Raw genomic sequence first — 26,678 nt, forward strand, 5'->3', positions numbered from 1 at the left:
CACCTGCGGTCGAGCGGATGCCAACCGGTGATAACAGAACAGGCCCCGATCGATAAGTAGAGTCTGATGATGATGAACGGCGACGACCCACGTATGCGCCGGGTGCCGCCGCACAGCGGGGGACCCGGGCGATCCGGCGCGCGCCGCCCTCCACCTCCGCCACTCCCGCAGGGTGGTCGTCCACCGGCCGAACCTCCGCAGGTCATGCGTCGTAATCCCGGTCCGGGGCAGCCCGGCCGTCCCACCGAACGCTACGAGCCGCCGCGGGCCTGGTCGCAGGCGCCACCGGGCCGCAACGCTCCCCCTGCCCGCCCGCCCGCACCCGGCCGCGGCGGCAAACCGCACCCGCCCACGCACGCACCCACGCAACGACCGATGCCGTACCGCGAAGGCGAATACGCGGCCACGCAGCGACCGGTCCCCCATCACGACGGCCGCCGCAGGCCACCGCCGACCGGGAACCCCCCGGGACGCAGGCCCGCCGCTCCCCCACCCCGCCGGCCCCGGCGCAAACGTCATATCGGTCGCTGGTTTCTGGCCGTCCTGCTGGCCTTGGTGATCCTGCTGGTCTACGCGGTCGTGAAACTCGACGGTTCGCTCACCCGGATCGATGCGCTCTCCGACTACGAGGACAGGGTCGGCAGCACCGCCGGCACCAACTGGCTGCTGGTCGGATCGGACAGCCGGGCCGGACTCTCCGATGAGCAGACCAACGGTCTGGCGACCGGCGGCGAGGTCGGCGACCCGCGCACCGACACCATCATCCTGGTTCACATCCCCCCATCGGGCCGCACCACCCTGGTGAGCCTGCCGCGCGATTCCTATGTCGATATCCCGGGCTACGGCCAGGACAAGTTGAACGCCGCCTTCGCTTTCGGCGGTGCCCCGCTGCTGACACAGACGGTGGAGACCGCCACCGGGTTGCGGATCGACCACTACGGCGAAATCGGTTTCGCCGGTTTCGCGAGCGTCGTGGACGCGCTGGGCGGAATCGACGTATGCGTACCGCAGGCCATCAACGACCCGCTGGCGGGTATCGATATCCAGGCCGGCTGCCAGGAACTGAACGGCCCGCAGGCCCTGGGGTTCGTACGCAGCCGCGCCACCGCGCTGGCCGATATCGACCGGATGAACAACCAGCGCCTGTTCCTGTCGGCCCTGCTCGAAAAGGCGACCAGCCCCACCACACTGGCCAACCCGTTCGCTCTGTGGCCCATGCTCAGCGATACCGCCGGCTCCCTGACGGTCGACAAGGGCGACCACATCTGGGACCTCGCCCGCCTCGCCTGGGCACTGCGCGGCGACACCCTCGCGACCACAGTCCCGGTCGGCGGCTTCACCGACACCGACAGCGGAAATGTACTGCTGTGGGCCGACCCCGACGCCGGCCGGTTCTTCGAGGCTTTGGCCAACGGCGACCCGATCCCGGCAGACCTCGCCGGAGAATGAGCGCCGAGGCGCCCGGTCATAGGTACGGGCGCCGGGCCGACACGCCACTGTGGTGCACGTATCCGACCGGCCTTCGGTCGAACGGGCACCGGCAGTCGGCCCGCCTCCGAAGGGTGCGCAATCGATTCCCGCCATGGGGAGATCTGTGTGCGCCTGCCGAAGGTGAGAAGTGGGCATAAACGACAACGGTGGTGGCGGCCCGATGGCCGGGTGGAGCAAGGCACAACCGATGTCGGGCCGCCGAAGCGTGTAGCGGACTCGGCGGGGTGGAGCGCCGGCCGGCTTCGGCACGGAAGCCGACTCACTCGCGAAGGCGAGATAACTACCCAGGCCGGTCGTAGCGCACCTCCACTCGAACTTCCTGTCCACTCTCGCTGGTCTGATCAAGGTGCACTTCCATACGAAGCTCCCGTCTACTCCGGACGGTCCGCCTCAGTAGGCGGGCCCCGCCCCGGTTCTGGAGCGACGTAGCGAAACCAATGCGTGCAGTCGGCGGCCCAGAGATCCGCGACCATCGAGCACTTACAGAGCGTGAGCCTGCCCAGGCTGATCAAGGCGCACCTCCACACAAACCTTCCGTCCACTCCGGACGGTCGACCTCAGTAGGCGGGCCCGGCCCCGGTTCTGGAGCGACGAAGCGAAGGAGCGCAGCGACCAATGCGTGCAGTCGGCCGCCCAGAGATCCGCGAACATCGAGCACTTACAGAGCGTGAGCCTGCCCAGGCTGATCAAGGCGCACCTCCACACGAAGCTCCCGTCCACTCCGGACGGTCCGCCTCAGTAGGCGGGGCCCGCCCCGGTTCTGGAGCGACGTAGCGAAGGAGCGCAGCGACTGAGCGAAGGAGTGAAGAACCGGGGTTAATAGGGCCCCGCCCCGCGGCGCCGCAGGCGACGCCGAAAATACAGTAACGTCGATCACATGCACGACAGCGATCTGGCTCAGCCCTTCATCGCCCAGCTGCGCGCGCAGGTCCGGCACGGGCTCACCGCTTCGCAGCAGTATCTGGCGGCCGCGGTGTACTTCGATATTCAACGGTTACCACAATTGTCCGGTCATTGTTATCTGCGTTCCGAGCAGCACCGCGGGCATGCGTTGCGAATTGTGCAGTATCTGATCGATCGAGATCTCGAGATCACCATCGGGGGTTTGGAGGAGGTCCGGCAGACTTTCGAATCCCCGCGTACGGCAATAGCTTTCCTGCTGGCCAGAGAGGAGACGCTGACCGATCAGGTAACCGAGCTGGCACGGTTGGCGCGGGAATGGACCGATTTCCTGGGGGAGCGATTCATGAGCTGGCTTCTCGAATGCCAGCAACAGGATGTGGCCGGTATGTCTACACTCTTGGCAGTGGTCGATCGCTCGGCCGGGAACCTTTTCGACGTCGAGGAGTTCGTGGCGCGGGAACTGCGACCGACCGTTCCCGCGGAGAACCGCTCCGTTCCGAAAATGGCTGGAACGGGCCGTAATCGATAAGGCAACACTATCCTCAATTCGATAAGGCAACACTATCCTCAATAAGGTTGCACTTGCATGACAGCGCCACTTTTCAGCGTTAATGTCAAGGCATGTCCAATCATCCGGAGAGCCCCCGCAGCAAATTCCACGGATTGCTGCACGATCAAATTCGGCACGAGTTCAACGCCGAGCACCAGTACATCGCCATCGCGGTGTGGTACGACAATGCCGACCTTCCGCAGCTCGCGAAGCGTTTCTACGCGCAGGCCGTAGAGGAACGCAATCACGCGATGATGATCGTCCAGTACTTCCTGGATCGGGACATCAGCGTCGATCTCACGGGCATCGATGCGGCGAAGTCGCATTTCGAGCACGCCCGCGAGCCGATCGCCATGGCACTCGATCAGGAGAAGACGGTCACCGATCAGATCGTCCAGCTGGCCAGCACCGCCCGCGAAGAGGGCGACTATCTGGGCGAGCAGTTCATGCAGTGGTTCCTCAAGGAGCAGGTGGAGGAAGTCGCGAAGATGACCACTCTGCTCACCGTCGCCGACCGGGCGGGTTCGAACCTGTTCGATCTCGAGGAGTTCATCGCCCGGGAGATGAGCGATGACCCCTCGAAGGTTTCGGGTGCGCCGTCGGCCGCCGGAGGCCATGTCTGATCGGTAACGGCCCGCGTCCACCCGCCGATGAGTTCCGTGAACACGAAACCAGGCGGGATGACGTCGGTCCCGGGTGATGATTGATTGGAGCATCGGCCGTCCCGGCCCACTGCGCCGAGGTCGGGCGGCCGATGCTCCGTTACGTCAGCCGGCGCCGGGTCGTTGTGTCGGCTGACGTGTGTGTCGCCGGGGGGTTCCAGAAACGGCGACCTCTGAAACCTAGCCGAGATCGCCGTCGGAAAGAAGAGTTTTTCTAAAAATATTCCGGTTTATTCAGCGGAGGGTGACCTGCCGCGACCGGAGGCCGTCCCGGGAGCGCCGCTGTTCCGGGGTCAGGGGGGTTTCCACGGCAAGCGCTTCGGCCAGCCTGTCCCCGAATTCCGCTGCCGGGGAAGCCCATTCGCTCACATGCCGGTCCGGGTCGAGATCGAACACCGGAACCAGCAGCCCATGGGTGCGGAAGGATCCCGCGAAACGCGACCCCTCCCCCAGGTTCAGCCCGCCGGCGGCGTGCAGCCGGGCGAGCGCCAGCATCAGATCGTCCTCGGACTCGGGACGTACCCAGCGCAGATGCGCCTTGTCCCCGGCATCGACCCACCAAGCGGCCCCGATGCTGTCTTTTCCGAGATCCAGCCGATCCGAAGGCATGATGGCCTGTTTCGCCTGCTCGATGGTCGCCGCGATCTGCGGATCCGGCTGTACCCCTTCGGGAACCCACCAGTCGAAATCCTGGTGGACTGTCAGCTCGAGCGGGGCGTCGGTCACCAGCACATCGGCGAGGGTGGGACCGCCGGGCGCGGCGTGCGCCACGGCCAGCGAATCGCCCGGATCGGCCGACTGGGTCCACAGGATGGACGCGGCTATATCCGCGGCCGGATCCGAACTCGGCGCCTGCACCTGCACACCGACGTACCCGGTGGGTGAATCACCCGCACGTACCAGTGCGGAAACCGCGCCGGGCAGAACGGTTGCCAGCACCACGGTCCGTTCGGCGGCGACACCCTCGGCCAGCTTCAGCTCGGCGGTCGCCGACGGCACGAACTCCCGCAGTGCGACCAGATCGCATTCGGAAGCCAGACCCTGGAAGGGCCGGGCGACCGTCTGCTCGGCCTCCTGCAGCGCCGCGCGGCGTTCGGCCAGACGCTGAGCCCGGTTGCCGCCGGGTTTCGGACTATTGCGTTTGCTCTTACCCACGGCTGGTCAAACTACACGGCACACCACCGGATCAGCCGCAGGCCACACGTTCAGCTGTTGGCCAGCACCGCTTTCGCGCGGCCCGGATGATTGGTCGCCACCCAGCTCACGCCGAGATCCGCGCACAACTGCATATCGTCGGGTTCGTCGACCGTCCAGCAATAGGTCGCCCGGCCGGCGGCCGCCGCCTTGTCGACCAGATCAGGATGCTCACGCAGCGTTTTCACCGAAGGGCCGACAGCGGTCGCCCCGACCGTCGTGGCCGCGCCGCCACCCAGATAGCGCGATGATTCGCCCAGGAGCACCGTGGGCAGCAGGGGTGCGGCCCGGCGGATCCGCCAGACCGCGGTGGCGGCGAAAGACATCACCACCGCACGGGAATGGGCCGCCGAGGCCGGCGTGGCGATCCCGAAACGCTGTAGTTCGGCCAGCACCTTGCTCTCCACCAGGGAGCCGTACCGGACGGGATGTTTGGTTTCGATGAACAGTTTGGTCGGACGGCTGCGCCAGTCCAATACGAGGCCGATCAATTCACTCAGGGTGAGGACACCGGACGGGGCGCCGTCACCGAAATCCAGATCCTTCAACTCGGCCAGCGTCAGTTCGCTGACCAGACCGCTGCCGGACGACGTACGATCCACCGTCCGGTCGTGGACACACACCAGATGGCCGTCCCTGGTGAGCCGGACATCGCATTCCACCCCGTCGGCGCCCTCTTCCAAAGCTAGTTCGTAGGCCGCCAGGGTGTGCTCGGGACGCGCCGCCGACGCGCCCCGGTGCGCGACCACGAACGGCGCACGGCCGTTCTGGACCGACTCGTCACTGCCCTCGCTCACTTGGCCACAACCTCCTGTGGTGCTCGGTCGGCGCCGTCGGGGGAATCGGCGCCGTCGGCGTCCGCCGCGGTGCTCACCGTAGCGGTCGGTCCCGGATGCACCGGTTCGATCAACGGCGTCGCCGGGTCGACGGCGACCACCCAGCGCCGGGCCAGCCGGTTACGACCGCGCAGGTCCCGACCCTCGATCGTGCGCACGACCCAGAGGGTCAGCACCGCGACGCCGGCCGCGGCCACATCGGTGAATGCGGTGAAGAGCACACCGTCGGCCTTCGCCTGCAGCGAATCCGCAGTCCGCCAGTACAGCGCCGCCACGGTGACCATGCCGCCGAACACCCAGGCCGCCCACCAGATGCGGACGGCGGTGCGGGCGCGGGGATCGGCGTGGCCGGACACCACCTCGGTGAGGAATACCCCGGGCCAGATCAGGTTGATCACCGGGATCAGACAGCCCAGTGCGAGCATGCGCGGCGACCGGGGGTCGCTACCGCCCGCCGCGGCGAAGGTGACCCGCCTCGCTTCGATCAGCCATCCGAGAGTGGCGAACGCGGCAACGAGAGCCATGATCAGCGCGAACAGCGCCGCGGTGTTCACCAGCGCGTCGGAGAACCACAGCAGCGGCGGTTCGATGAGGCGAGTGCGGTTGCGCAACAGGATCAGGTAGCGGCCCGCTTCGGCGAGTGCGGATACCGCGAAGAGGACCGCGGTGGCTAAGAGGGCGGCATGAGTCCAGCGGGTCAGCGCGCTCAGCGGGCGGGCCCGGTGCCCGTCCGATTCGTGATCCGGAACGGGTCGATCCCGCAGACCCCAGCGCGGGATCTCCGAGTACCGCGGCGTCCCGGCGGCGCGGCGACCGCCCTCCGAGGTACGGGCGGATCGATCGAGCCGGCCGGGTCGGCGCGCGACCCAGCGGTAGTTGCGGCGTTCGGGCGGGGCGTCGATCGGCCCCGGCGAGAGCAGTACGCCGCGGCAACGCGGGCACCAGTGCATCGGCGGACCCTGCACCGCCCAGCGTGTACCGCAGCGGGCACATGGCTGCACCACCGTACTCACCGCGCACCTCGCTTTTCGTCAGTAGATCTTCGCGGGCTCGTCACCCTCGGCGGTCAGTGGACGGCCGGTCTGTTGCCAGGCCACCATTCCGCCTACCACGTTCACCGCTTCATAACCCACATTCGCGAGGAACTTCACGGCCTCGAGCGAACGGCCGCCCTGCCGGCACACCACAAAGAGCTCGGCGTCGGGATCCAGTTCGCCGTAGCGGGCGGGCACATCGGCGAGCGGAATATGCACCGCGCCGGGTGCGTGGCCGAGCTGCCATTCGTCGTCTTCGCGTACATCGAGCAGGACGGCGGCAGCCGCCTCCCCGGGCGGATGGTCGAATTCAGTGGGTACGGCCTCGACCGGTACCGACGGGACTCCGAAGCTCGTCACCTCATTGATCCTGCCATAACCGCCTGGGCGGCGGCCCGGCTCTCGTGGGAGCGCGCGATCGGGCGCGAACTCCCGGTGCGGGCCCCACGGGCTCGGAGCCGCCGATGCCGACACGCCGGACGATGCGGCGGATTCGCCGGGCGGGGCCACGCGCCGCGGAGATGCCCGATGCGATGGCGATGCCGGTGATCTTTGATGAGTTATACGCATAACCCACTACGTAACCCGCTGGTATCAGCTATCATTCAGCGCACGATTGTCCCAGGCACTCACTCGCAAGAGGCCTGACCTGCGGTAATGGTGTTACCGTACGGCCGATCCGGTACTCCCCTCCAAAAATCCCGGAGCGGCCGTCCGGCCTCTCGATCGGGTCACGCGCCGTTGCGTGACCCGATATGAACTTGGACGCGGGACATCCCGGATCGGTTCCACCGGATCGGAAATCGGCAAAATCCCATGATCTGGGCACTGACCTCGGTAATCTGGCGCCATGACATCGACCAGGGGGTTACTCGACGGATTGGACGCGGCCGGCCTCGACAAGGCGCTGTCGGAGGCCGGATGTCTGGCATTGGAAGTCGATTCCGAGGCCAAACGACTGGAACTCGATCTCGAGGTCCTGAGCTTGCCGGAGCAAATATCCGGCATATCGGAAGAAACACCGGAAGCGGGCACCGGTTGCAGGCGGGTGCGGCTGGTCTTCCAGGGGGTCACCAGGATTGCCGCATCATTGCGGATACAGCGGTGGGATGATCTGGAACCGCGAATCCTGCCGCTGGAACTGCCGGGACTACCCGCCGCCGTCGCGAGTTTCGGCGGTAGCCGTCTGCACGGGTGGGAGTTCGTCGACCTGGACGACAGCGGTTGGGCGCTGTGGAGCGAGCTGCTCAGTTTCGATACCACCATCGACACCAGGATCGCCCGGCACGTGCTGGAGTTCTCCCAGGAGGAGGGCGTCGATCCCCGGGAACTCGATATCCGGGTCTGGTTCGACACGGTCACCGCGCAGACCACCGGGGGTAGGGTCATCCCGCTCCCGGAGCTTGTCTCCGGATCCGCACGCTGGTGGCGCGCACACGCCAAGGGCGACCCGCGGGCCACCCACCCCAATATCGCACCGCCGCTGTAGCGGTCCGCGCCGGAACGCGTCCCGGTGGTATTCGTGCCCGAGTGTCGGCCGGATACCACCGCGGTGGCGGCGGGGTAACAGTTGACGGGGCGCACGGTTGGGCAATGGTGTGAAAATCGGACACCCGCCCGGTCAGAGCCCGATCGAAGCGGACCCGGCACGGGCGCCGGTTCGATCTCGGATGGTCGGTTTCTGCCCGATGTGGAATGGTGGGGCGTCGGGGCGAGTTGGACCGATCGGGTGTACGAATGGTCGGGAGCATCCCGCACAGGACGCACTCGACCCGACAAGGAAGGGACATTCGTGGCTGAGTACACGCTGCCAGATCTGGATTACGACTACGGCGCCCTGGAGCCGCATATCTCCGGGCAGATCAACGAGATTCACCACTCGAAGCACCACGCCGCCTACGTGGCCGGGGTGAACACCGCGCTGGAGAAGCTCGAAGCCGCGCGCGAAGCCGGTGATCACGGCGCCATCTTCTTGAACGAGAAGAACCTCGCCTTCCACCTCGGTGGCCATGTCAACCACTCCATCTGGTGGAAGAACCTCTCCCCCAACGGCGGCGACAAGCCGACCGGTGAACTGGCCGCCGCCATCGACGATCAGTTCGGCTCCTTCGACAAGTTCCGGGCGCAGTTCACCGCTGCCGCCAACGGCCTGCAGGGCTCGGGCTGGGCGGTGCTCGGTTACGACACCCTGGGCCAGAAACTGCTGACCTTCCAGCTCTACGACCAGCAGGCCAATGTGCCGCTCGGCATCATTCCGCTGCTGCAGGTCGATATGTGGGAGCACGCCTTCTACCTGCAGTACAAGAACGTCAAGGCCGACTATGTGAAGGCGTTCTGGAACGTGGTCAACTGGGCCGACGTTCAGGAGCGTTTCGCCAAGGCGACCAGCCAGGCGAAGGGCCTTATCTTCGGCTGAGCGATCGAACGCTACGAACGACCCGCGGACCCGTTTCCGCGGGTCTTTCGTCTTTTCTGCCCGAATTGGCACTCTCTGGTACTTGTGTGCCAGATGACTTGTGCGCGATCCTCGTCTTTCACAACAGTTCGAGGACGGGCAAAGCCGCCCCCGGTAACGCACGGGAGGCATCATGCGCAGCAACAGTCCGATCGGCGTCACACCGTTTCATGCCGGTGGCACGCTGCGCGGGTTCGTCATCTCCGGGCGCTGGCCCGATACCACCAAGGAATGGTCACAGATGCTGGTGCTGGCCGTGCGGGTCGCGTCCATGCCCGGCCTGCTGACCACCTCCACCGTTTTCGGGGTGCGCGAGGAACTGCCCGACGAGCCGGAGCCCGATACGGTCGGCCTGGTGATAGCCGAGGGCCCGGTACTCGGCGAGGACGGTGTGCGGCCCGGCCGATTCGCCGAGCACATCCCGCCTGCCCTGTTCATGCTCCACCCGCCCGCCGAGACCAACCCCTCCCTGCCGGAGTGCACCGGCGCCGCCTCCGGCTGCGTGCTGCTGCCGGGGATCCCGCATCTGGGGCTCGAACATCGTGCGGCCTGGGCCGAGGCGGAAGCGGACGGTACCGTCACCTCGCTGGTGAGCCGGGTAGGACTCGATCCGATCAGCGACCCGGATACCGCTGTACTGGCCATGCTGCTGGCAGCCTGATACCGGCGCCGGGCGGTGGGTAGGCCCGCCGGGGATCTGTCTCATCGCTCGGAGACCATCCGCCGAACGATCGAAGCCTGTCATTTCCGGCTATCCGATCATCGTCCCGGCCCGGCGTGACGAATTCGTCACGTCCGCCGACCCGATCCGCCGGGCACTCCGGGCACCGGGTGTCCCAAGCGGTGGTTTCCTACTCCCATATTGTTTGCGGGATCGATGCCAACAGTTCGTTCCGGCGCACCGATGACGAGCATTAAGGGTAACCTGAATCTTATGGCAGCGGACCCAAACTTACTGGCCTGAAACGTTTTTCGCACCATGATTGTTGCCGCTCACCGCGCGCTGCGGTAAAGTTGCCAGCAGCGAAGGGGAGTAGCCCCCAATCACGCGGTCGACATACTGACCCGCCGCTCATCGGTGGGTCCGGTCGCGTGAACCGGTCCTACCGGTGGGCGAGACCTTCGGCCGAACAGCAATTTCGTTGTCGGCCGGAGGCGAACCCGTCCGGCCGGCGAACCGGAGGATCGGGAGCACTCGTCGGATGATCGCCACCATCGGGCTCGCCATCGGCATCGTTTTCCTGGCCGAATTGGGCGATAAGTCCCAGCTCATGGCCCTGACGTTCGCCCTGCGCTATCGCTGGTGGGTGGTGCTGGGCGGAATCGCCACAGCCACCGCCGCGGTACATGTCATCTCGGTCGCGATCGGCCATTTCCTCGGATCGGCCCTGCCGACCACGGCCATCGCCGCGGTGGCATCGCTCACCTTCCTCGCCGTCGGCCTGTGGACCCTGCGCGAACTGGTCACCGATGAAGAGGAAGACGAGGAACCAGCACCATCGCGGTTCGCCACCACAGCGCCTTTCTTCGTCGTACTCTCCGCGTTCCTACTGGCCGAACTCGGCGATCGCACCATGTTCGCCACCGCGGCCCTGGCCACCGACAACAACTGGGCGGCGGTATGGCTGGGCTCGACGATCGGGATGGTCGCGGCCGACGCCCTGGCCATCGGAGTGGGCATCCTGGTGGGCAAGCACCTGCCCGAACGCGCCATCGGCTTCGGTTCCGGATTGCTGTTCCTCTTCATCGGCACGCTCACCGGCATCGATACCGCGATTCCCGCCCTGGGACTCGCCGGTGCGGCCGGTATCGCCCTATTCGTACCGGCTATGGCAGCTCTCACGCTCTGGCTGCTGCGGACCCGCCGAGCGGCGGCGAATCGGCCCTCTACCGGGGCCGCTGCCACCGAGTTCCCGGGGCAGCGGGCCGAGGACCTTTACTGAGTATCATTTGGCCGCTCAGCGCAAGGGGACCGTCCACAACCCTCTCCATACGCACCGGTTAGGGTGCAATTGACGTTAGGCCAACTGGCTTGTCACGAACGAGAGGACCATCGTGGAGATTTCGGGTTCCGCCGCCATCGTCACCGGGGGCGCGTCCGGTCTGGGCGCCGCCACCGCCAAGCGTTTCGCCGATCTGGGCGCCACTGTCTTCGGGCTCGACGTACCGCAGTCGATCGAGCGCGCCGGCGATAACGTGCCCGACGGGGTCACCCTGCTCGCCGCCGATGTCACCAGCCACGAAGACGTCGCCGCCGCTGTCGCCAAGGTGGTCGAATCGGGCACGCCGCTGCGTATCGTGGTCAACTGCGCCGGTGTCGGCTGGGCCGGACGCATCCTGTCCAAGAACGGCCCGCACGATCTGGAGCTGTTCCGCACGGTGATCACCGTGAACCTGCTCGGCACCTTCAACGTGATGCGCCTGGCCGCCGACGCCATCGCCAAGACCGACGCGGTGGACGAAGCCGGCCAGCGCGGCGTCGTCATCAACACCGCTTCGGTGGCGGCGTTCGAAGGCCAGATCGGCCAGATCGCGTACTCGGCCTCCAAGGGCGGCGTGCACGGCATGACCGTTCCGGCCGCGCGTGACCTCGCGCAGTTCGGTATCCGCGTCAACACCATCGCCCCCGGCATCATCGACACCCCGATGCTGGCCGGTGTCACCGAGGAATACCGCCAGGGCCTCGAGGCCGGTGTGCCGTTCCCGTCCCGCTTGGGCCGGCCCGACGAGTACGCGCAGCTCTCGCAATACATCGTCGAGCACGACTACCTCAACGGCGAGACCATCCGCATGGACGGCGCCCTGCGTATGGCGCCGCGGTAGTCCGCCACTCCTTCGTACGACGCCCGCCGCCCGGCCGAAAGCCGGGACGGCGGGCGTTCGTATTGCGGGGGCCGGGCGTGGCCTGACAGCACCACGCCCGGATCATCCGGCGCTGCCTGTCGCCGGACGCGCCCTCCATACATCGCAGACCGCGCGGTCCGCCCACGGCCGGTCCTTACCATCGGCACTGCATCCCGCACGTGTGTATCCATCGCGATCGAAACCGGCGCGATCGAAACCGGCGCGGTCACGGCCCGAGCGGTCGAAACCGGCGTGGTCGTAGCCCCACCGATCGATTCCGAACCGGTCGCGTCCAAGCCGGTCGTAACCGAATCGATCGAAACCGGCGCGGTCGTAACCGAATCGATCGAAACCGAATCGATCGAAACCGGCGCAGTCGTAACCGAAATCGTCATAGCCGTCGGGGCCGAACGGATCCTGCGGTTGCGGCGCGGGACAATTCGCGCCGTGGGGCACCACGCCGCCCGGACACGAGATGGGTGGTACGGGCGCTTCCGGTGGCGTGCCCGGCACTGTCGTTCCGGGAACACTCGGCACTGTCGTTACAGGAACACTCGGCGCAGTCGTTACAGGGGCGCTCGGCGCGGTGGTACCAGGGGCGCTCGGTTGCGTGACATCGGGGGCCCCGGGCAGTGGAGTGGCCGGTGCTGCCGGTTCCGGTCGACCGGCCCCGGGGACCGCGGGGGCGGGGCGCGTCGTGATCGGCACCTCGCCCGGCTCCGCCGACGCGGGCGTCGCCGCCACGACGGGGGCGAATATCAGCGCGCCCAGCAACGCGATCCGAAGCGATGAGTTGCGCACTCCGCGGCGCGGCACGGTAGTGGTCGACATGATCGATCTCCTGTCCGGAACACGATTCGCGCATTCCGGACGATCTATCGTTCATACCCCCTGACGGTTTACAAACCGCAGGTAAACGGCCCCCTGGAGAAATCCGAACGCCCAACGGTCGGATCACCAGGCACACAACGCATCCGAGCGATCGAACCCGGCGGCGACCCGCTCCGTACAGCTCGCGAATGCGCGGGATCGATTGTGCGAAAGGCGTTACTTGTGGCCGACCCCGAGATAGGCGGTGGTGGTCAGCGGGCTGCCCGGACGGTAGTGCTCGGTCAGGTAGGAACGCATGGCTTCGATGCGATCGGCCATCGCCCGCTCACCGACAGCGCGCCGCATCAACTCCAGTGGGGCGATACCGCGAGTGAGCCGGGCCAGCAGTTCGTCGGCGTCGGCGAAGACCATCTCCACAGTGTGTGGCACGACAGACACCTGTTCGAATCCCGCCGCGCGCATTTCCCGCTCGAACACCTCGGGGTTTTCCAAACTCTCCGGGTTCGGCGCCGGTGTCCGGATATCCGGATCGGCGGAGCCCAGTGCACGCCACGAGATCTGCATCCAGGTGGACCGCTCGAGCGACGCCCAGCTCGATACCACCGCGACCCCACCGGGCCGCAACACCCGGAACAGTTCGGCGAACCCGCGTGGCCGATCCGGGAAGAACATCAGCCCGAACATGGAGAATCCGGCATCGAACTCGGCGTCGGCAAACGGCAGCGCCTGGCCGTCGCCGACCCGGGCCGCCACATTCCCGAGCCCGGCCGCCCGCACCGCGCTCTCCAACTGCGCGATCATCGGCCCGGAGAAATCGAGTGCCTCCACCCGTTCCGCGAATTCGGCGGCCGGCAGGCTCAGCGTGCCCGGCCCCGCCGCGATATCGACGACCCGCGGCGGCACCGGTCGGTCCGCGAGCCCGGCCAGTTCCAACGCCCGGACCGCGAACGGCCGCATCACCGAGATCGTGGAACCGGCGTAATCCTCGGCCACCAGATCCCATGGGTCCACGGCGGCGAGCGGGTTGTCGGGCACGAGCGGTATCCGTTCTCTTCGGTTCGCCGCTGATAGACGAACGGAGGCCGCGGACGTACCGCGGCCTCCGTCCCGATCAGAGGGTACGTGTCAGGCGGTCGGCGAGGATCTGTGCGAATTTGGCCGGATCCTTCAGTTCGCCACCTTCGGCCAGAACCGCCGTGCCGTACAGGAGTTCGGCCGTTTCGGTGAGCTCGGGGACCTTGCCCGCGTCGGCATCGTCCTTGCGGGTGTCGTAGGCATCGCGCAGACCGGTCACCAGCGGATGAGTCGGATTGAGCTCCAGAATGCGCTTGAACTGCGGCAGTTCCTGGCCCGAGGCCCGGTACATCCGCTCCAGCATCGGGGTCATATCGAAGACATCACCCACCAGGCATACCGGAGAGCTGGTCAGCCGCGCGCTGAGCCGGACCTCTTTGACGCTGTCCTCCAGGGTTTTCCCCAGCCAGGTCAGCACCTCGCCGAAATCCTTGTCCTGCTGTTCGCGCAGAGCCTCGGATTCCTTCTTCTCCTCCTCGGTTTCCAGATCGACCTCTCCTTTGGCGATCGACTGGAACGGTTTGCCGTCGAACTCCGTGACCGAACCGACCCACATCTCGTCGACCGGATCGATGAGGATCAGGACCTCGCGGCCCTTGGCGCGGAATGCCTCCAGATGCGGCGACCGCTCCACCTGATCCCGGGATTCGCCGGTCATGTAGTAGATCGCGTCCTGGCCTTCGGGCATCCGCTCCACGTACTGCGCCAGCGTGGTCGCCTCGGTATCGGAATGGGTGGAGGAGAAGGACGAGACCTCCAGGATGGTTTCCCGGTTGTCGAAATCGGAGAGCAGGCCCTCCTTGAGAACCCGGCCGAATTCCTGCCAGAAGGTGCGGTATTTCGCCTGGTCCTCGGCACGCTGCAGATCCTTGACGCTGCTGAGAACCTTCTTGACCAGACGTTTGCGGATCATCTGGATCTGGCGATCCTGCTGCAGGATCTCGCGGGAGACGTTCAGCGAGAGGTCCTGCGCGTCCACCACACCCTTGACGAAGCGCAGATACTCCGGCATCAGCTCTTCGCAGTTGTCCATGATGAACACGCGCTTCACGTAGAGCTGGACACCGCGCTTGTGCTCGCGGGTGAACAGATCGAACGGCGCCTGCGAGGGCAGGAACAGCAGCGCCTGATACTCGAAGGTCCCCTCGGCCTTGAGCGGGATGATCTCGAGCGGTTCGTCCCAGGCGTGGCTGACGTGCTTGTAGAACTCCAGGTACTCCTCATCGGATACCTCGCTGCGCGGACGGGTCCAGAGGGCCTTCATCGAGTTGAGCGTCTGCTCCTCGACGACGGTCTTCTCCTCCTTCTCCTCACCTTCCCCCTCGGTAACCGTGCGCTCGACCTGCATCCGGATCGGCCAGGCGATGAAGTCGGAGTACTTCTTCACGATTTCGCGGAGCTTGTGCTCCTGGGTGTAGTCGAAGAGATGGTCGTCGGGATCCGCCGGCTTCAGGTGCAATGTCACGGCGGTGCCCTGTGGGGCCTCGTCGAGGGTTTCGATGGTGTAGGTGCCCGATCCGGCAGCCGACTCCCAGCGGGTCCCGGTGGTCTCGCCCGCCCGGCGGCTGGTGAGCACCACCTTGTCGGCGACCATGAAGGTCGAGTAGAAGCCGATACCGAACTGGCCGATCAGTTCCTCGGTCGCGGCCTCGGACTTCGACTCGTTCAGCTTCCGGCGTACCTCGGCGGTTCCGGATTTGGCGAGGGTTCCGATCAGGTCCACCACCTCGGCACGCGACATGCCGACGCCGTTGTCCCGGACGGTGAGGATCCGTGCGGCTCCGTCGACCTCCAGCTCGATGTGCAGGTCATCGGTGTCGACATGTAGATCCTTATCCCGGTAGGACTCCAGCCGCAGCTTGTCCAGCGCGTCGGAGGCGTTCGAGATCAGCTCGCGCAGGAACGTGTCTTTGTTGGAGTAGACCGAGTGGATCATCAGCTCGAGCAGCTGATGGGTTTCGGCCTGGAACTCGAGTTGTTCGACGTGCTCAGTCACGATCGCCAATGGTAATCAAGCCTGTGCGGGACTCGTCCACAGGTCGGGCGGTGTTCCGGGCGCCGCCGCGAAATCGCTCAGCGCGGGAACCTCACGCTCGGCGCTGTGCTCCTGGGGGATCCGCGGATTCATCCATTCGCGCAGCACAGCGGTGGCCCGGACATCGTCCTCGTTGTACTCCAGCAGCCGCGTGCGCTGGGTGAGGTCCGATTCGGCGTCGTAACCGACCGCCCGCCGGTACCAACTCATCGAGGCCTCGCCCCCGGCCTCGGAATCGCGCCAGGCGAAACCCGCCACGGGTGCGATCTTCTTGAGCCCCTTACCGCTCGGGCAGATGAACTGATCGGTGACCGCCTGGAACATATCGACCCACTGGATCGAATCGACGAACTCGGTGACCTGCTTTTCGGTCGGTACTCCGGGGCGCCCGGCGAAGCGCCGCGCCGACTCGTAGAGCCATTTGTCCTCGGCACTGCGCGAATAGCAATAGGCGGCGAAGGTCTTCCCGGCTGTCAGAGCCTGCGCCCTGATCTCCATCAACCAGGTCCAGAATTCGCCGAAGGAGCGGCCCTCGTCCTCGGTGGGCAGCGGATCCCAGGTGACGAAGGCCCGGTACCGCCCGTCGAGCAGGGTGCCCCACAGGTAGGCGCCGTCCTCCTGATAGCTCTCCAGATCGACGTCCACCTCGACATCGGCCCGGCGCACCCAGACCCGGTCGAACCGGCGTACCAGCGGCGCCTGGACCAGCCAAGCCCGTGCGGTGACCACGGTTTCCTCGAACGGGCCGTGCTGCCAGTCCTCGGGTTCGGGGCCCGACCAGGCGGCCAGTTCGTCGATGGTCGTTACCCCGTGCCCGCGCAGCACCTCGGCGCGCGAACCCGGCGCCACCACGCTCACATCACGGTGGGTGTTCAACCAGGCCTGGCAGCCGCCTTCCGCGCCCCGGGTCCACCAGATGCACTGACGGCATTCGGGAACCTTCGACGGAACGGTTTCCACCTGTCCGCGAACCACCGCGATCCGGTCGGCGAAACGGCTGTCGTAGTCGGGGAGAACGGTGGTCAGATCGTGGACGAGGATCCGGTCGAAATGGAACCCGACGACCCCGCCGATCGCGGTGGCCGGCGCCAGTCCGTGACGTTCCAGCATCCGGTACACATGGGCCAGCCGCTGCTGGTCACGCGGTTGCTGGCGGAGTTTGCGGGCGCGATCGGGGACTGGGTGCCAATCGAACAGATCGGAGGTCAGCGGATGGAATTCGGCCGGTTCGGGGCGGCGCGGATCGGTCACTTTGTGATTGACGACGATGACCGGGATATAACCGCCGTTCCGTACATCACGCAGCAGGATCTCGGCACCACCGCGGCGGCCGGTATCGGGCTCCTGCGGGAGCAGCCCGCCCCAGATCCGGGCGGCGCCCGCCGCACAAGCACGCAGAGTGGCGGCGGCGCGGGCGCTCGCGGGCAGCGACGGGTCGATGACCACCCAGCTGCCGGGGTCGGCGGCGACGAGGGTTTCGCGCACCCGTTCGCGATGGGCCTGCGCCGATTCACGCCGCTGCTGGACCCCGGTGTCCTCGCGTACCTCGGCGAGCTGATCGGGATGCGCGGCATCCAGCCCGAGCCGATGGCGGCAACCGATCAGGCCCCGGGCGTCGAGGAACGCCGTCCGGCCCGCACCGGCGGTTATCCGCCCGGAGGGCACGGGAGACTCCCGCCGCTCGCTCTCGGCGTCGGAGGGGTCTTCGCTGTCGACACTGCCCGGTTGCACGCAAGCAGTATGGTCCCTGACCCCGACAGTCCACCCAATCGAGCATCCGGGGACAGCGTCGCCGCACCGATGCGGGCAGAGTCTCTCGCCGGTTCGGGCGCGAACCCGATAGGGTGTCGGCGAACCGTGTGACACGGGTGGACGGTGCGGTTTTCCGTGTCGTATCGCCGTAGCGAACCAGCATTACGGAGGGCCTTCGATGGGGTTGTTCACCAAGCGCAAACGGCGGCCGAGTCGGCGGGCCGAGGCCAAGGCTCTCAAACACAAGGCCGCCATGGAGGCCAAACTCGGCGCGAAGAACGATCGGAAACGGCAACGCGCGGATGCCCGTTCCCAGCAGAAGGTCGCCAAAGCCCAGGTCGCCACGCTGCAGGCCGAGGAGAAGGCAGCGCTGAAAGCCGCCGCGCGGGCCGAGCGGGATCCGTTCGGCCCCGGCCAGATCAAGAAGTACATCGGGGTGGCGCGGGTGCTGGTTCCGGTGCTCGCCCCGCTGGCCTACCGCGGCGCGACCTATCTGCGCGGACAGCTCGACGCCCGGCGGGCAAAACAGCTCGGTGTCGGGGTGGATCGGCTCGGCGACTATGCCGGGCACGGTGGCCGGCTGCAGGCCCGTATCGGCAACACCGAGGCCGCGCTGGGCAAGATCGCGGACGGGAAGAACGGCAAGGACACCCAGCAGTTCGTCACCGGCACCCGGAACCGGCTCGACGCCCTCACCGCGGCCGTACGCACCGCCGACCAGATGCCCGCCGCCCGGCGGCGCGCGGTGTACGCCTCCATCACCACGGAACTGTCCCGGATCGAAGCGGACGTACTCGCCCGCCTCGGCGTCGCCTGACCGCGACCCGGCACCGATCGGCCCGCTGCCTCGCCGGATACCCGGCCCGGGTGCGCGGGCCGCGGCCCGGTCGGCGACTATTGACTCTGCCCTGCCCACTCCCCGACCAGCCGGGCCCGGTCAGGTCGGCGAATCCGAAAGCTCGCGATGCCCAGCACGTACTCGACTCCCGCGCTACTGCGGGGCTGCGTGATGGGAACGACGACCGGAGCGCTGGCCGTTGCCGCGCACGGCGCCGCGGGCGGCGGATACCCCACCTCCGCCGGAGCGGCGCTGCTGCTGCTCACAGCGCTGGTGACCGGGGCTGCCGCCGGGTCGATCATCGGCGATACCGGTCGGTGGGCAGCACCGGGCCGGAGCATCCTGGCCCTCCTCGCGACCGGCCAGTTCGCCGGGCACTGGGCGCTGACCGGGCTCACCGGCCATCACGACACCATCGGTGATACAACGGCGGACGTGCTGTCGTCGGGAACGATGACCGCCGCCCATCTGGTCGCCGTCGCGGTCTGCGCGCTGGCCATCACCGCGGCCGAGCGGCTCTACCGATCGGCGTCCACGGTTGTCCGAGCGCTACTCGAACCGCCGCGCCTCGTACCGGCCGCACCTCGGGTCCGCGTCGCCACGACCGGCGCGCTCGCGGCCCACCACTCTCCGAACGGATCGTCGGGTCCGCGCGCCCCGCCCGCGCGCCCCACCCCCGACACCCCTGTTCCCCTCGGAGAGAAAGCTTCCAACACATGTCCCACGGGATCTCCCCCGTCCTGCGCCGGGGTCTGACCGCGACCTGCGCCGCCGGTTTCGTATTGGCCGGAGCCGGTACCGCCGCCGCGCACGTGAGTGTTTCCGCACCGGATGCCGAACCCGGGCACGGCGCTGTCGCCACCTTCAGCGTGCCGACCGAATCGGATAACGCCGCCACCACCTCGGTGCGGATCACCGTGCCGGAATTCTCCACCGCCCGTACCGAACCGGTGCCCGGCTGGACCGCGAAGATCGATCGCAACGGCAAAGACCAGGTCACCGCTGTCACGTGGACCGCGAATCCGGGAAGCACCGGCATCCGTCCGGGCGAGTTCCAGCGTTTCGCGGTCTCGCTCGGACCGTTCCCGGAATCCGATTCGGTCGCTTTCCCGGCCGAACAGACCTACAGCGACGGCACCGTCGTGCGCTGGAACGAAACCGGCGATCACGATTCGGTCGAACATCCCGCGCCCGTGGTCACACTGACCGGTGCGGAAGCCGCTCACGGTACGCACGGCGACGAAGCGTCCGCGGCCCCCGCCGACAACGGCGGTGACACCACAGCCCGCTGGCTCGGTGGTCTGGGGCTGGCACTCGGTGCGCTGGCCCTGGGCGCGGGAGTCGGCGCCGTAGTCCGGAGCCGGCGATGATCCGTGGGACGACCCGGTGGGGCCGGCGCTTCGCGCTCGTCGCCACCCTCCTCATGGTGACCCTCGGCGCGGCGGCCGGACCGGCAGCCGCGCATTCCGCGGTGGTGAGCAGCGACCCTGCCGACGGCGCGACCGTCGAGGTGGGGCCACAGCGCGCCACCATCACCTTCAACGAACCCCTGCAGCCGAACTTCCCGGCCATGACCGTGGTGGGCCCGGACGGGAACCTCTGGTCCAAGGGCGAGCCGATCGTCGACGGCCGCACGCTCAGTGTCGCGGTCGGTGAACTCGGCCCGGCCGGCCGATACCGGATGGCCTACCGCGTCACCTCGGCAGACGGCCACGTCGTCGACGGTGAGCGTGGTTTCACGCTGAGCAGGGCCGGTAACGGCACTCCGGGCCCGGCGGCGAACGCACAGGGCGGGAACGGCGGTTCGGGCGACGGTATCCCGGTGTGGGTGTACATCGTGGGGGCGATCGTGCTGTTCGGTGGCGGTCTCGCGTTCGCGCTGTTCGGCTCGAACCTGGGCAAGGGTAAGAACCAGCGGTGAGAAACGGCGTCCCGAGCGGAACCGACGAACGGATCGCGCTCGGACTCGTGATACCGACGGGCCTGCTCGGGGTGCTGCTGGCCTGGGCGCTCGGCGGTGTCCCGGCGGCCGCGGCGGTGCGGTTCGGCGCCGATATCGCGGGCGCTGCCGTGCTGGGGCTGACGATCCTGCCCCGGCTGGCGGACCGGATCGAGGTGCCCTGGCGGATGCTGGCGGTGCTGGCCGGTCTCTGGTGTTGCCTCGAATTCGCGACGCTGGCCTTCGCTGCCGGTGACGTGGTCGGTTCGGGGGTTCGGGCGCTGAGTCCGGCCGATTTCGGCACCTATCTGATGCGGATCAGCGCCGGCCAGATAGGCCTGGCCATCCTGCTCGCCACGGCCGCGATCACGGTGTATGCCGCCGTCGCCTTCCGGCGGCCGGGTCAGCGTTCCCCCGATCTCGTTCTCGTCTTCGCGGCGGTGAGCGTGACCCTGCGCCCGATTACCGGCCATATGTCGCAGCAGCTGGCCGGTTCGGTACTGGCCGGGGTGCACGCCCTGGCGGCGTCTACCTGGCTGGGCCTGCTGCTGGCGCTGGGGCTGGTGGTCCGTGGTCGCCGCGGCTGGGCGGCCGCGCTGCCCAGGTACTCGGCGGTCGCGCTGCCCATGATCGCGGCGGTGGCGCTGACCGGGGTGATCAACGGTCTGGTTCGCCTGGGCGGGGTCGAACCGTTCTTCACCACCGGTTACGGGCGGATCATGCTGGCCAAATCGCTACTGCTGGCGGCACTGGTGCTATTGGGCTGGTGGTGGCGCCGGAGCTGGGTGGTCGCGGCGGCCGCGCACCGGATCTCCGCGGAGGCATCACTACGTCGCGCGGTGCTGGAAGTGTCGGTGATGGCCGTGGTTTTCGGGCTGGCGGCCTCCCTCGCCGTCACCGGATAGGCTGGATTCATGCCTGCCCGGACTCCGAATCTCCTTCAGCGGATCGGGTACATCTGCGGCCGGACCCTGCCCACCGAGTACTCGGACTGGGTACTGAACGACCTCACGGGACCGGGGGCGACCCGGCGCTATCTGGTCCGGATGCTGGTGCCGATCGTGCTCGTCCTGCTGCTGTTCCTCTTGGTACCGGGACCGCTGTGGATGGGGGCATCGATGATGGCGCTGCTGCTGCTCCCGCTGATCTATTTCACCGTGGCGCTGACCTACGTCTTCCGGCGCAACCGGCTGGTCGGACACGGGCTCGATCCGGCCCTGGCCGACGCCGATGTCCGACGCCGCGCCGCGATCGAACGCGCCGCCTACGAGAAGCGGCACGGTCGCGCGTGAACCCGGGCGACGAATTACCCCTGGTGAGAGATATCACACCGGCATAGCCTGGAGCTATGGACAAGCCGACCTTCAGGCAACGGATCGTCTACGATGTGGGCTTCGAACTGCCCCCGGAGTTGCATGAGTGGGTAGTTCAGGACCTCATCGGCCGCGGGGCCATGCGACGGTACATGATCCGCTTCCTCATACCGATCATTCCCTTCTTTGTGCTGATCCTGCTGTTCCCGGGGCCCATGACACTCAAGCTGGGTCTGATCGTGATGATGATCGTGCCGCTGATCATCTTCGGAATCGCCCTCAGTTACGTGTGGCGCCGGTTCCGCTTCGTCCAGCACGGTCTGGACCCGAACCTGGTCGACGAAACAAAGTTCTCTCAGCTCGATCGTGAGATCTACAACCTTCGCTACCGTCATTAGCTTTGCGCACACGCCCTGCGGCACGCCCGGCGGCGGGGTCGGTGCCCGCAGCCGCGTTCCACCCGGCACAATCGTCAAACGTGACCGAATCAGAGCAGCAGGTAGCCACCGCGGATCTCGCCGACGAGATCGGGCCCGATATCCGCAGTTGCGATACCCAGTTCATCCAGTTCGGCGGCCACCAGGTCTTCTCCGGCCGGATCACCACGATCCGCTGCTTCCAGGACAACCTGCTGGTCAAGCAGACGCTCGGTGAACCCGGTGCCGGGCAGGTACTGGTCGTCGACGGCGGGGCGAGTGTGCACACCGCCCTGGTGGGTGACATCATCGCCGGCCGCGGGGTCGACAACGGCTGGGCCGGAGTCGTGGTGAACGGCGCGGTCCGCGATTCCGCGATTCTGCGGACTCTCGGTATCGGTGTGAAGGCCCTGGGGACCAATCCGCGCAAGAGCACCCAGACCGGTAGCGGCGAGAAGAACATCGCGGTGGAGTTCGGTGGCGTGACCTTCAACCCCGGCGAGATGCTCTACAGCGACCACGACGGAATCGTGGTCCGCGCCGAGCCCTGATACGCGAACCACTCTCCGTGGAACGCGGCCCGGCGCTCCGCCCGGGTACTAACCGGCGCTCACCCTGGCGGAATGACCGGCGATGGCGACCACGTCACCGGCCTGTAGCTGCCGTCCGCGGCGCAGTTCGACCTCGTCGTTCACGCGCACCAGCCCGGCCGCGATCACTGTCTTGGCCTCCGCCCCGGATTCGATCAGGTTGGCCAGTTTCAGGAACTGTCCGAGCCGTATGGCGCCGTCGTCGACTGGCACATCGATTGGATCCGACATAGGTTCATGCTTACTCCCCCGGTCACAGCGCGTACCGACCGACCCCGTCAACTGGGCCGGCCGACGTGCCCGGTCATGTAACAACAAGACTTTTACGACATTTCGGAGCCGATTCGCACGCCACGCCCGGGGCCCGGTTTCCCATATCGGCCAACCGTGCCCGCGCACAGGGAAATACCTGTGTTTCCGGCCGGACATACCGCTAACACGCCGGGCCACAGCCATGATTCGGCGATTCCTGGCGGCAGACTGGAGCGGTGATATCCACGCAGGAACCGCGATACCCCGAATCACCCGGCCGATCCGGCACGCCCGGGCGGTTCGCGGCGATACCGCGTGTCGCCGCACTGATATCGGGTGTCCTCGCGACGGCCTGCCTGCTCTGGAGCCTGTCCCCGGCGCTTTCGGCGGCACTCGGCGGAGTCCGCCACTACCTGGACCGGTACTACCTGTACGCGCCGGATACCAATCTGCTGTGGGCCGGGCTGACGGGCTGGCTGGCGATCGGACTGACCGGGCATAAGCGGGTGGCCTGGTGGGCAATGGTGCTCTACCTGGCGAGCTGGATCCCGGTGAACCTGACCGATGTCGTGCGCGCACACGACAGGCACGCCGCGATCGCCGCACTGGCCCATTCGGCCGTACTGCTGCTGCTGATCCTGAGCCGCTCGGAATTCGGCGCGCGTTTCCGGCGCTGCGCACCCCGGCCGGCCGCGTTATCACTGGCCGCGGGCCTGCTGATAGCGGCGGTCGCCGGTTGTGGTGTGGTCCAGGTGTTTCCGGGATCAGTACCTTCGGCGGCGCAGCGCGCGCTGTGGGTCGTCTCCGAGCTCACCGCGAATCTCCTACCGGGTACATCGGTATCGACCGGGACACCGCCGTTCCCGGCCCAGTTCCTGGTCGGACTGTTCGGTGCGCTGGCGTTCGCGGCGGCGGTACTGGTCCTGCACCGCACCCGGCGCGCGGAATACGCGCTCACCGACGCGGACGAGGCCGCGTTACGCGATCTGTTGGAGGGCCCGGACCCCACCGGTTCGATCGACTATCTCGCGACCCGCCGCGACCGGGAGCTGATCTTCACGCCGAACGGCAGGGCGGCCATCGGCTACCGGGTGGAGCACGGGATCTGCCTGGCCCTCGGCGATCCGATCGGGGCGCGCGACTCCTGGCCGCAGGCCGTCGAGACCTGGCAGCGCTACGCTCACGGTTTCGGCTGGCGGGTCGCGGTGATCGGGGCGAGCAAAGCCGCTGTATCGGTTTACCAGCGTGCCGGACTCACCGCGATGACCGCCGGGGCGGAGGCTGTACTCGACACCCGCAGCTTCTCCCTGGCCGCACCGGAACTCCAACCGGTCCGCCAGTCCGTCGCCCGGCTCCGCAAACAAGGTGTGACGGTGCGGATCCGCCGCCACCGCGATATCGGGACCAGTGAACTCGCCCGGCTCACGGTATGCGCCGAGGACTGGCGGCACAGCGAGACCGAACGCGGTTATCCGCTGCCCCTGGGCCGGCTCGGCGACCGCCGTGACGGCGACTGCCTGCTCATCGAGGCGGTCGATCCCGACGAGCGGGTACTGGGCCTGCTGTCGCTGGTTCCGTGGGGGAAGACCGGGGCGACAATGGAATTGCTCCGCCGGGCGCCGGACAGCCCCGCGGAGACCACGGACCTGCTGATCGCCGAATTCGCATTACGCGCCGAACAGCACGGTATCCATCAGGTATCGCTGAGCTTCACACTGTTCCGGTCGGTATTCGAAGCGGTGGACCGCGTATACACACCCACGGTGTCGCGAGCACCGCTGGCGGTACTGCGCACGGCGGCCGGGATCGCGCGTAGCGCACGCACTCTGCCACTGGCGTTTTCCCGCTGGTGGCAGCAGGCCCGGCTGCATCGGGCGAGTATGCGATATCAGCCGCGATGGGTACCCCGCTACGTCCTGTGCGATACCCCGCGTGATCTCGCGCGAATCGCCGTCGCCGCGGCATACGCCGAAGGCCTGATGCCCGGATCGGACGCGAGATCCACGGCGTTCACATACACCGGCCGCCATCGCACCGCACCGGAACACCCGTCCCCCGCACCACCCGGCACGAGCGCCGCGATTCGAGAGTCCGATCCGGAGCCCGCCCCCGCGCACCGCCCCGAACAGGTCCGGGTGCGGACCGGAAAACTGGAGCGGCTCGCCGACGCGAATATCGACCCCTACCCGCTGCCCTATCCCCCGACGCATACCGTGGCCGCGGCCCGGCGCACACCGCGCGGTACCACCGTCCGGGTTTCCGGGCGGTTATTGCGCCGCCGTGACTACGGTGGCGTGATCTTCGCGGTGGTCCGGGACTGGACCAGCGATATCCAGCTGCTGCTCGACCGCGACCGGCTCGGTCGGCAACGCCTGGACGAATTCGGCGATCTCGTCGATCTGGGTGATCTGGTGTCGGTCAGCGGACAGCTGGGTTACAGCCGACGCGGTGAACTGTCCCTGCTGGTGGCGGATTGGCGGATGCTAGGCAAATGCTTGCATCCGCTACCCGACAAATGGCGCGGCCTGAGCGATCCGGAGGTCCGGATGCGCCGCGGCTATCTGGACCTCATGATCGACCGGGAGGCACGTGAACTGCTGGCCCGGCGCAGCGCGGTGCTGCGTACCCTGCGTGATGCCCTGCACGACTACGGTTTCCTGGAGGTCACGACGCCGGTCCTGCAGCACGGGCCCGGTGGCTCGGCCACCCACAGCCTGCGCACCCAGATCGATGCCGACAACACCGATCTGCATCTACGGGTCGCGCCCGAGCTGTCGCTGAAACGATTGTGCGTCGGCGGTGTGGAGAAACTGTTCGAGCTGGGCCCCGGTTTCCGCAACACCCGCGCCGATACACACCAGCTGCCCGAATTCACCCTGTTGGAGGCCTACGAGGCACACAGCGACCATCGGCGCATGATGACCCTGTGCCGACGACTGGTCCAGCAGGCCGCACTCGCCGCGAACGATTCGATGATCGCCATGCGCCCGACTCCGGACGGTTCGCTGGCGGCGGTGGACATCTCCGGGGAGTGGCGGGTGCGGTCGATGTACGGGGCGCTGGCGGAGGAGATCGGGATCGGGATCACCCCACGGACCCCACTGCCGGAGCTGCGGGAACTCTGCGAGAAGGCCGATATCGTGCCCCAACCCGGTTGGGACGCGGGCCGCACCGCGTACGCGCTCTACCAGCGGCTGGTCGTCGAAGCCACCCGGGAGCCGACCTTCTACACAGACTTTCCGAGCTCGGTCTCGCCGCTGGCCCGGCCGGACCGCCATGACGGGACACTGGCCGAGCGCTGGGATCTCGTGGCGTGGGGGATCGAACTCGCATCCGGGTCCAGCGAACTGACCGACCCGGTGGAACAGCGGCGGCGCCTCGCCGCCCAATCACGGATCGCGGCCGACGGCGGTCGGGTGGCGATGGAACTCGACGAGGAGTTCCTGTGCGCGCTGGAACACGCCATGCCGCCGACCGGCGGGCTCGGGCTCGGTGTGGACCGGGTGATCATGTTGCTGACCGGCCGGCCACTACGCGAAACCCAGACGTTCCCACTGGTCAGGCCGCGGTGATCATTCGAGAGGTGGCCACCGGAGCCGGCCGGGTGGTCATATCGAATGTTTCCCAGCTGCCGCTCGGGGAAGTACGGTGTAATCACTTCGGCCCCGG

General features: G+C 67.3%; 25 protein-coding genes. 17 read left to right on the forward strand and 8 right to left on the reverse strand.

The window, feature by feature from the left end:
- The first annotated feature begins 72 nt into the window (after window positions 1–72).
- The 3 genes from IEY68_RS22290 (at window position 73) to IEY68_RS22300 (ending at window position 3,567) form a co-directional block, all read left to right on the forward strand.
- On the forward strand, window positions 73–1,449 hold the full coding sequence (locus IEY68_RS22290) for an LCP family protein (protein ID WP_082681611.1): 1,377 nt from the start codon (window positions 73–75) through the stop codon (window positions 1,447–1,449).
- Between the two features lie 919 nt (window positions 1,450–2,368).
- The gene (locus tag IEY68_RS22295) at window positions 2,369–2,923 is read left to right on the forward strand and encodes a ferritin (RefSeq protein WP_062999117.1); all 555 of its coding nucleotides are present in this window, start codon (window positions 2,369–2,371) and stop codon (window positions 2,921–2,923) included.
- A gap of 92 nt (window positions 2,924–3,015) precedes the next feature.
- Entirely contained in the window at window positions 3,016–3,567 is a 552-nt protein-coding gene (locus IEY68_RS22300) for a ferritin (protein WP_058854807.1), read from the forward strand.
- Between the two features lie 273 nt (window positions 3,568–3,840).
- On the opposite strand, the gene IEY68_RS22305 is transcribed toward IEY68_RS22300, so the two are convergent.
- The 4 genes from IEY68_RS22305 to IEY68_RS36365 all read right to left on the reverse strand — a co-directional run bounded on the left by IEY68_RS22305 (window position 3,841) and on the right by IEY68_RS36365 (window position 7,030).
- On the reverse strand, window positions 3,841–4,761 hold the full coding sequence (locus IEY68_RS22305) for a DUF5926 family protein (RefSeq protein ID WP_058854808.1): 921 nt from the start codon (window positions 4,759–4,761) through the stop codon (window positions 3,841–3,843).
- A 50-nt stretch (window positions 4,762–4,811) separates the two neighbouring features.
- Window positions 4,812–5,597, reverse strand: a complete 786-nt coding sequence (locus tag IEY68_RS22310) for a glycerophosphodiester phosphodiesterase (RefSeq protein WP_058854809.1) — start codon at window positions 5,595–5,597, stop codon at window positions 4,812–4,814.
- Window positions 5,594–6,586 carry a DUF4328 domain-containing protein gene (locus tag IEY68_RS22315; RefSeq protein WP_082681333.1) on the reverse strand — a complete coding sequence of 331 codons (993 nt, stop codon included), beginning with the start codon at window positions 6,584–6,586 and terminating at the stop codon, window positions 5,594–5,596. Before IEY68_RS22315 ends, IEY68_RS22310 begins: the two co-directional genes overlap by 4 nt.
- A gap of 81 nt (window positions 6,587–6,667) precedes the next feature.
- Window positions 6,668–7,030 (reverse strand): rhodanese-like domain-containing protein, encoded by a 363-nt coding sequence (locus tag IEY68_RS36365; protein ID WP_058854811.1) that lies wholly within the window; start codon window positions 7,028–7,030, stop codon window positions 6,668–6,670.
- Between the two features lie 490 nt (window positions 7,031–7,520).
- Between IEY68_RS36365 and IEY68_RS22325 the strand changes: the two genes are divergently transcribed.
- The 5 genes from IEY68_RS22325 (at window position 7,521) to IEY68_RS22345 (ending at window position 11,948) form a co-directional block, all read left to right on the forward strand.
- Window positions 7,521–8,159 carry a hypothetical protein gene (locus IEY68_RS22325; RefSeq protein ID WP_058854812.1) on the forward strand — a complete coding sequence of 213 codons (639 nt, stop codon included), beginning with the start codon at window positions 7,521–7,523 and terminating at the stop codon, window positions 8,157–8,159.
- Between the two features lie 303 nt (window positions 8,160–8,462).
- Window positions 8,463–9,086 carry a superoxide dismutase gene (locus tag IEY68_RS22330; protein ID WP_058854865.1) on the forward strand — a complete coding sequence of 208 codons (624 nt, stop codon included), beginning with the start codon at window positions 8,463–8,465 and terminating at the stop codon, window positions 9,084–9,086.
- Between the two features lie 172 nt (window positions 9,087–9,258).
- Window positions 9,259–9,786, forward strand: coding sequence for a hypothetical protein (locus tag IEY68_RS22335; protein WP_058854813.1), 528 nt, complete (start codon window positions 9,259–9,261; stop codon window positions 9,784–9,786).
- Between the two features lie 541 nt (window positions 9,787–10,327).
- Window positions 10,328–11,068, forward strand: a complete 741-nt coding sequence (locus IEY68_RS22340) for a TMEM165/GDT1 family protein (protein WP_058854814.1) — start codon at window positions 10,328–10,330, stop codon at window positions 11,066–11,068.
- Window positions 11,069–11,180: 112 nt separating this feature from the next.
- Complete coding sequence (locus tag IEY68_RS22345; protein ID WP_058854815.1) at window positions 11,181–11,948, forward strand: SDR family NAD(P)-dependent oxidoreductase; 768 nt, start codon at window positions 11,181–11,183, stop codon at window positions 11,946–11,948.
- Between the two features lie 1,068 nt (window positions 11,949–13,016).
- On the opposite strand, the gene IEY68_RS22350 is transcribed toward IEY68_RS22345, so the two are convergent.
- The 3 genes from IEY68_RS22350 to IEY68_RS22360 form a co-directional block, all read right to left on the reverse strand.
- Window positions 13,017–13,835 (reverse strand): class I SAM-dependent methyltransferase, encoded by an 819-nt coding sequence (locus tag IEY68_RS22350; protein WP_058854817.1) that lies wholly within the window; start codon window positions 13,833–13,835, stop codon window positions 13,017–13,019.
- Between the two features lie 76 nt (window positions 13,836–13,911).
- Window positions 13,912–15,870, reverse strand: a complete 1,959-nt coding sequence (htpG, locus tag IEY68_RS22355; RefSeq protein ID WP_058854866.1) for a molecular chaperone HtpG — start codon at window positions 15,868–15,870, stop codon at window positions 13,912–13,914.
- A 15-nt stretch (window positions 15,871–15,885) separates the two neighbouring features.
- Complete coding sequence (locus IEY68_RS22360) at window positions 15,886–17,574, reverse strand: TM0106 family RecB-like putative nuclease (protein ID WP_373293002.1); 1,689 nt, start codon at window positions 17,572–17,574, stop codon at window positions 15,886–15,888.
- A 265-nt stretch (window positions 17,575–17,839) separates the two neighbouring features.
- On the opposite strand from IEY68_RS22360, the gene IEY68_RS22365 reads away from it, so the two are divergent.
- The 8 genes from IEY68_RS22365 (at window position 17,840) to rraA (ending at window position 22,718) form a co-directional block, all read left to right on the forward strand.
- A complete protein-coding gene (locus IEY68_RS22365; RefSeq protein WP_058854818.1) occupies window positions 17,840–18,478 on the forward strand; it encodes a DUF6474 family protein in 639 nt (212 codons plus the stop codon).
- A 147-nt stretch (window positions 18,479–18,625) separates the two neighbouring features.
- A complete protein-coding gene (locus tag IEY68_RS22370) occupies window positions 18,626–19,255 on the forward strand; it encodes a hypothetical protein (RefSeq protein ID WP_156426167.1) in 630 nt (209 codons plus the stop codon).
- Window positions 19,216–19,869: a YcnI family copper-binding membrane protein gene (locus IEY68_RS22375; RefSeq protein WP_058854820.1), complete on the forward strand. Its 654-nt coding sequence runs from the start codon at window positions 19,216–19,218 to the stop codon at window positions 19,867–19,869. Before IEY68_RS22370 ends, IEY68_RS22375 begins: the two co-directional genes overlap by 40 nt.
- The gene (locus IEY68_RS22380) at window positions 19,866–20,420 is read left to right on the forward strand and encodes a copper resistance CopC family protein (RefSeq protein WP_058854821.1); all 555 of its coding nucleotides are present in this window, start codon (window positions 19,866–19,868) and stop codon (window positions 20,418–20,420) included. The genes IEY68_RS22375 and IEY68_RS22380 overlap by 4 nt, the downstream gene beginning before the upstream one ends.
- Window positions 20,417–21,343: a CopD family protein gene (locus IEY68_RS22385; RefSeq protein WP_063916347.1), complete on the forward strand. Its 927-nt coding sequence runs from the start codon at window positions 20,417–20,419 to the stop codon at window positions 21,341–21,343. Before IEY68_RS22380 ends, IEY68_RS22385 begins: the two co-directional genes overlap by 4 nt.
- 9 nt (window positions 21,344–21,352) lie before the next feature.
- Window positions 21,353–21,730: a DUF5313 family protein gene (locus IEY68_RS22390; RefSeq protein ID WP_058854822.1), complete on the forward strand. Its 378-nt coding sequence runs from the start codon at window positions 21,353–21,355 to the stop codon at window positions 21,728–21,730.
- A gap of 56 nt (window positions 21,731–21,786) precedes the next feature.
- The gene (locus IEY68_RS22395; protein ID WP_058854823.1) at window positions 21,787–22,149 is read left to right on the forward strand and encodes a DUF5313 family protein; all 363 of its coding nucleotides are present in this window, start codon (window positions 21,787–21,789) and stop codon (window positions 22,147–22,149) included.
- An 80-nt stretch (window positions 22,150–22,229) separates the two neighbouring features.
- The gene (gene rraA, locus IEY68_RS22400) at window positions 22,230–22,718 is read left to right on the forward strand and encodes a ribonuclease E activity regulator RraA (protein ID WP_058854824.1); all 489 of its coding nucleotides are present in this window, start codon (window positions 22,230–22,232) and stop codon (window positions 22,716–22,718) included.
- 48 nt (window positions 22,719–22,766) lie between these two features.
- Here rraA and IEY68_RS22405 read toward each other — a convergent pair whose 3' ends face one another.
- Window positions 22,767–22,988 (reverse strand): RNA-binding S4 domain-containing protein, encoded by a 222-nt coding sequence (locus IEY68_RS22405; RefSeq protein WP_058854825.1) that lies wholly within the window; start codon window positions 22,986–22,988, stop codon window positions 22,767–22,769.
- Window positions 22,989–23,245: 257 nt separating this feature from the next.
- On the opposite strand from IEY68_RS22405, the gene lysX reads away from it, so the two are divergent.
- Window positions 23,246–26,581, forward strand: coding sequence for a bifunctional lysylphosphatidylglycerol synthetase/lysine--tRNA ligase LysX (lysX, locus tag IEY68_RS22410; protein ID WP_082681335.1), 3,336 nt, complete (start codon window positions 23,246–23,248; stop codon window positions 26,579–26,581).
- Window positions 26,582–26,678 lie beyond the last annotated feature (97 nt).

It is taken from the genome of Nocardia jinanensis (assembly GCF_014645735.1).
GTDB classification, from domain to species: Bacteria; Actinomycetota; Actinomycetes; order Mycobacteriales; family Mycobacteriaceae; genus Nocardia; species Nocardia jinanensis.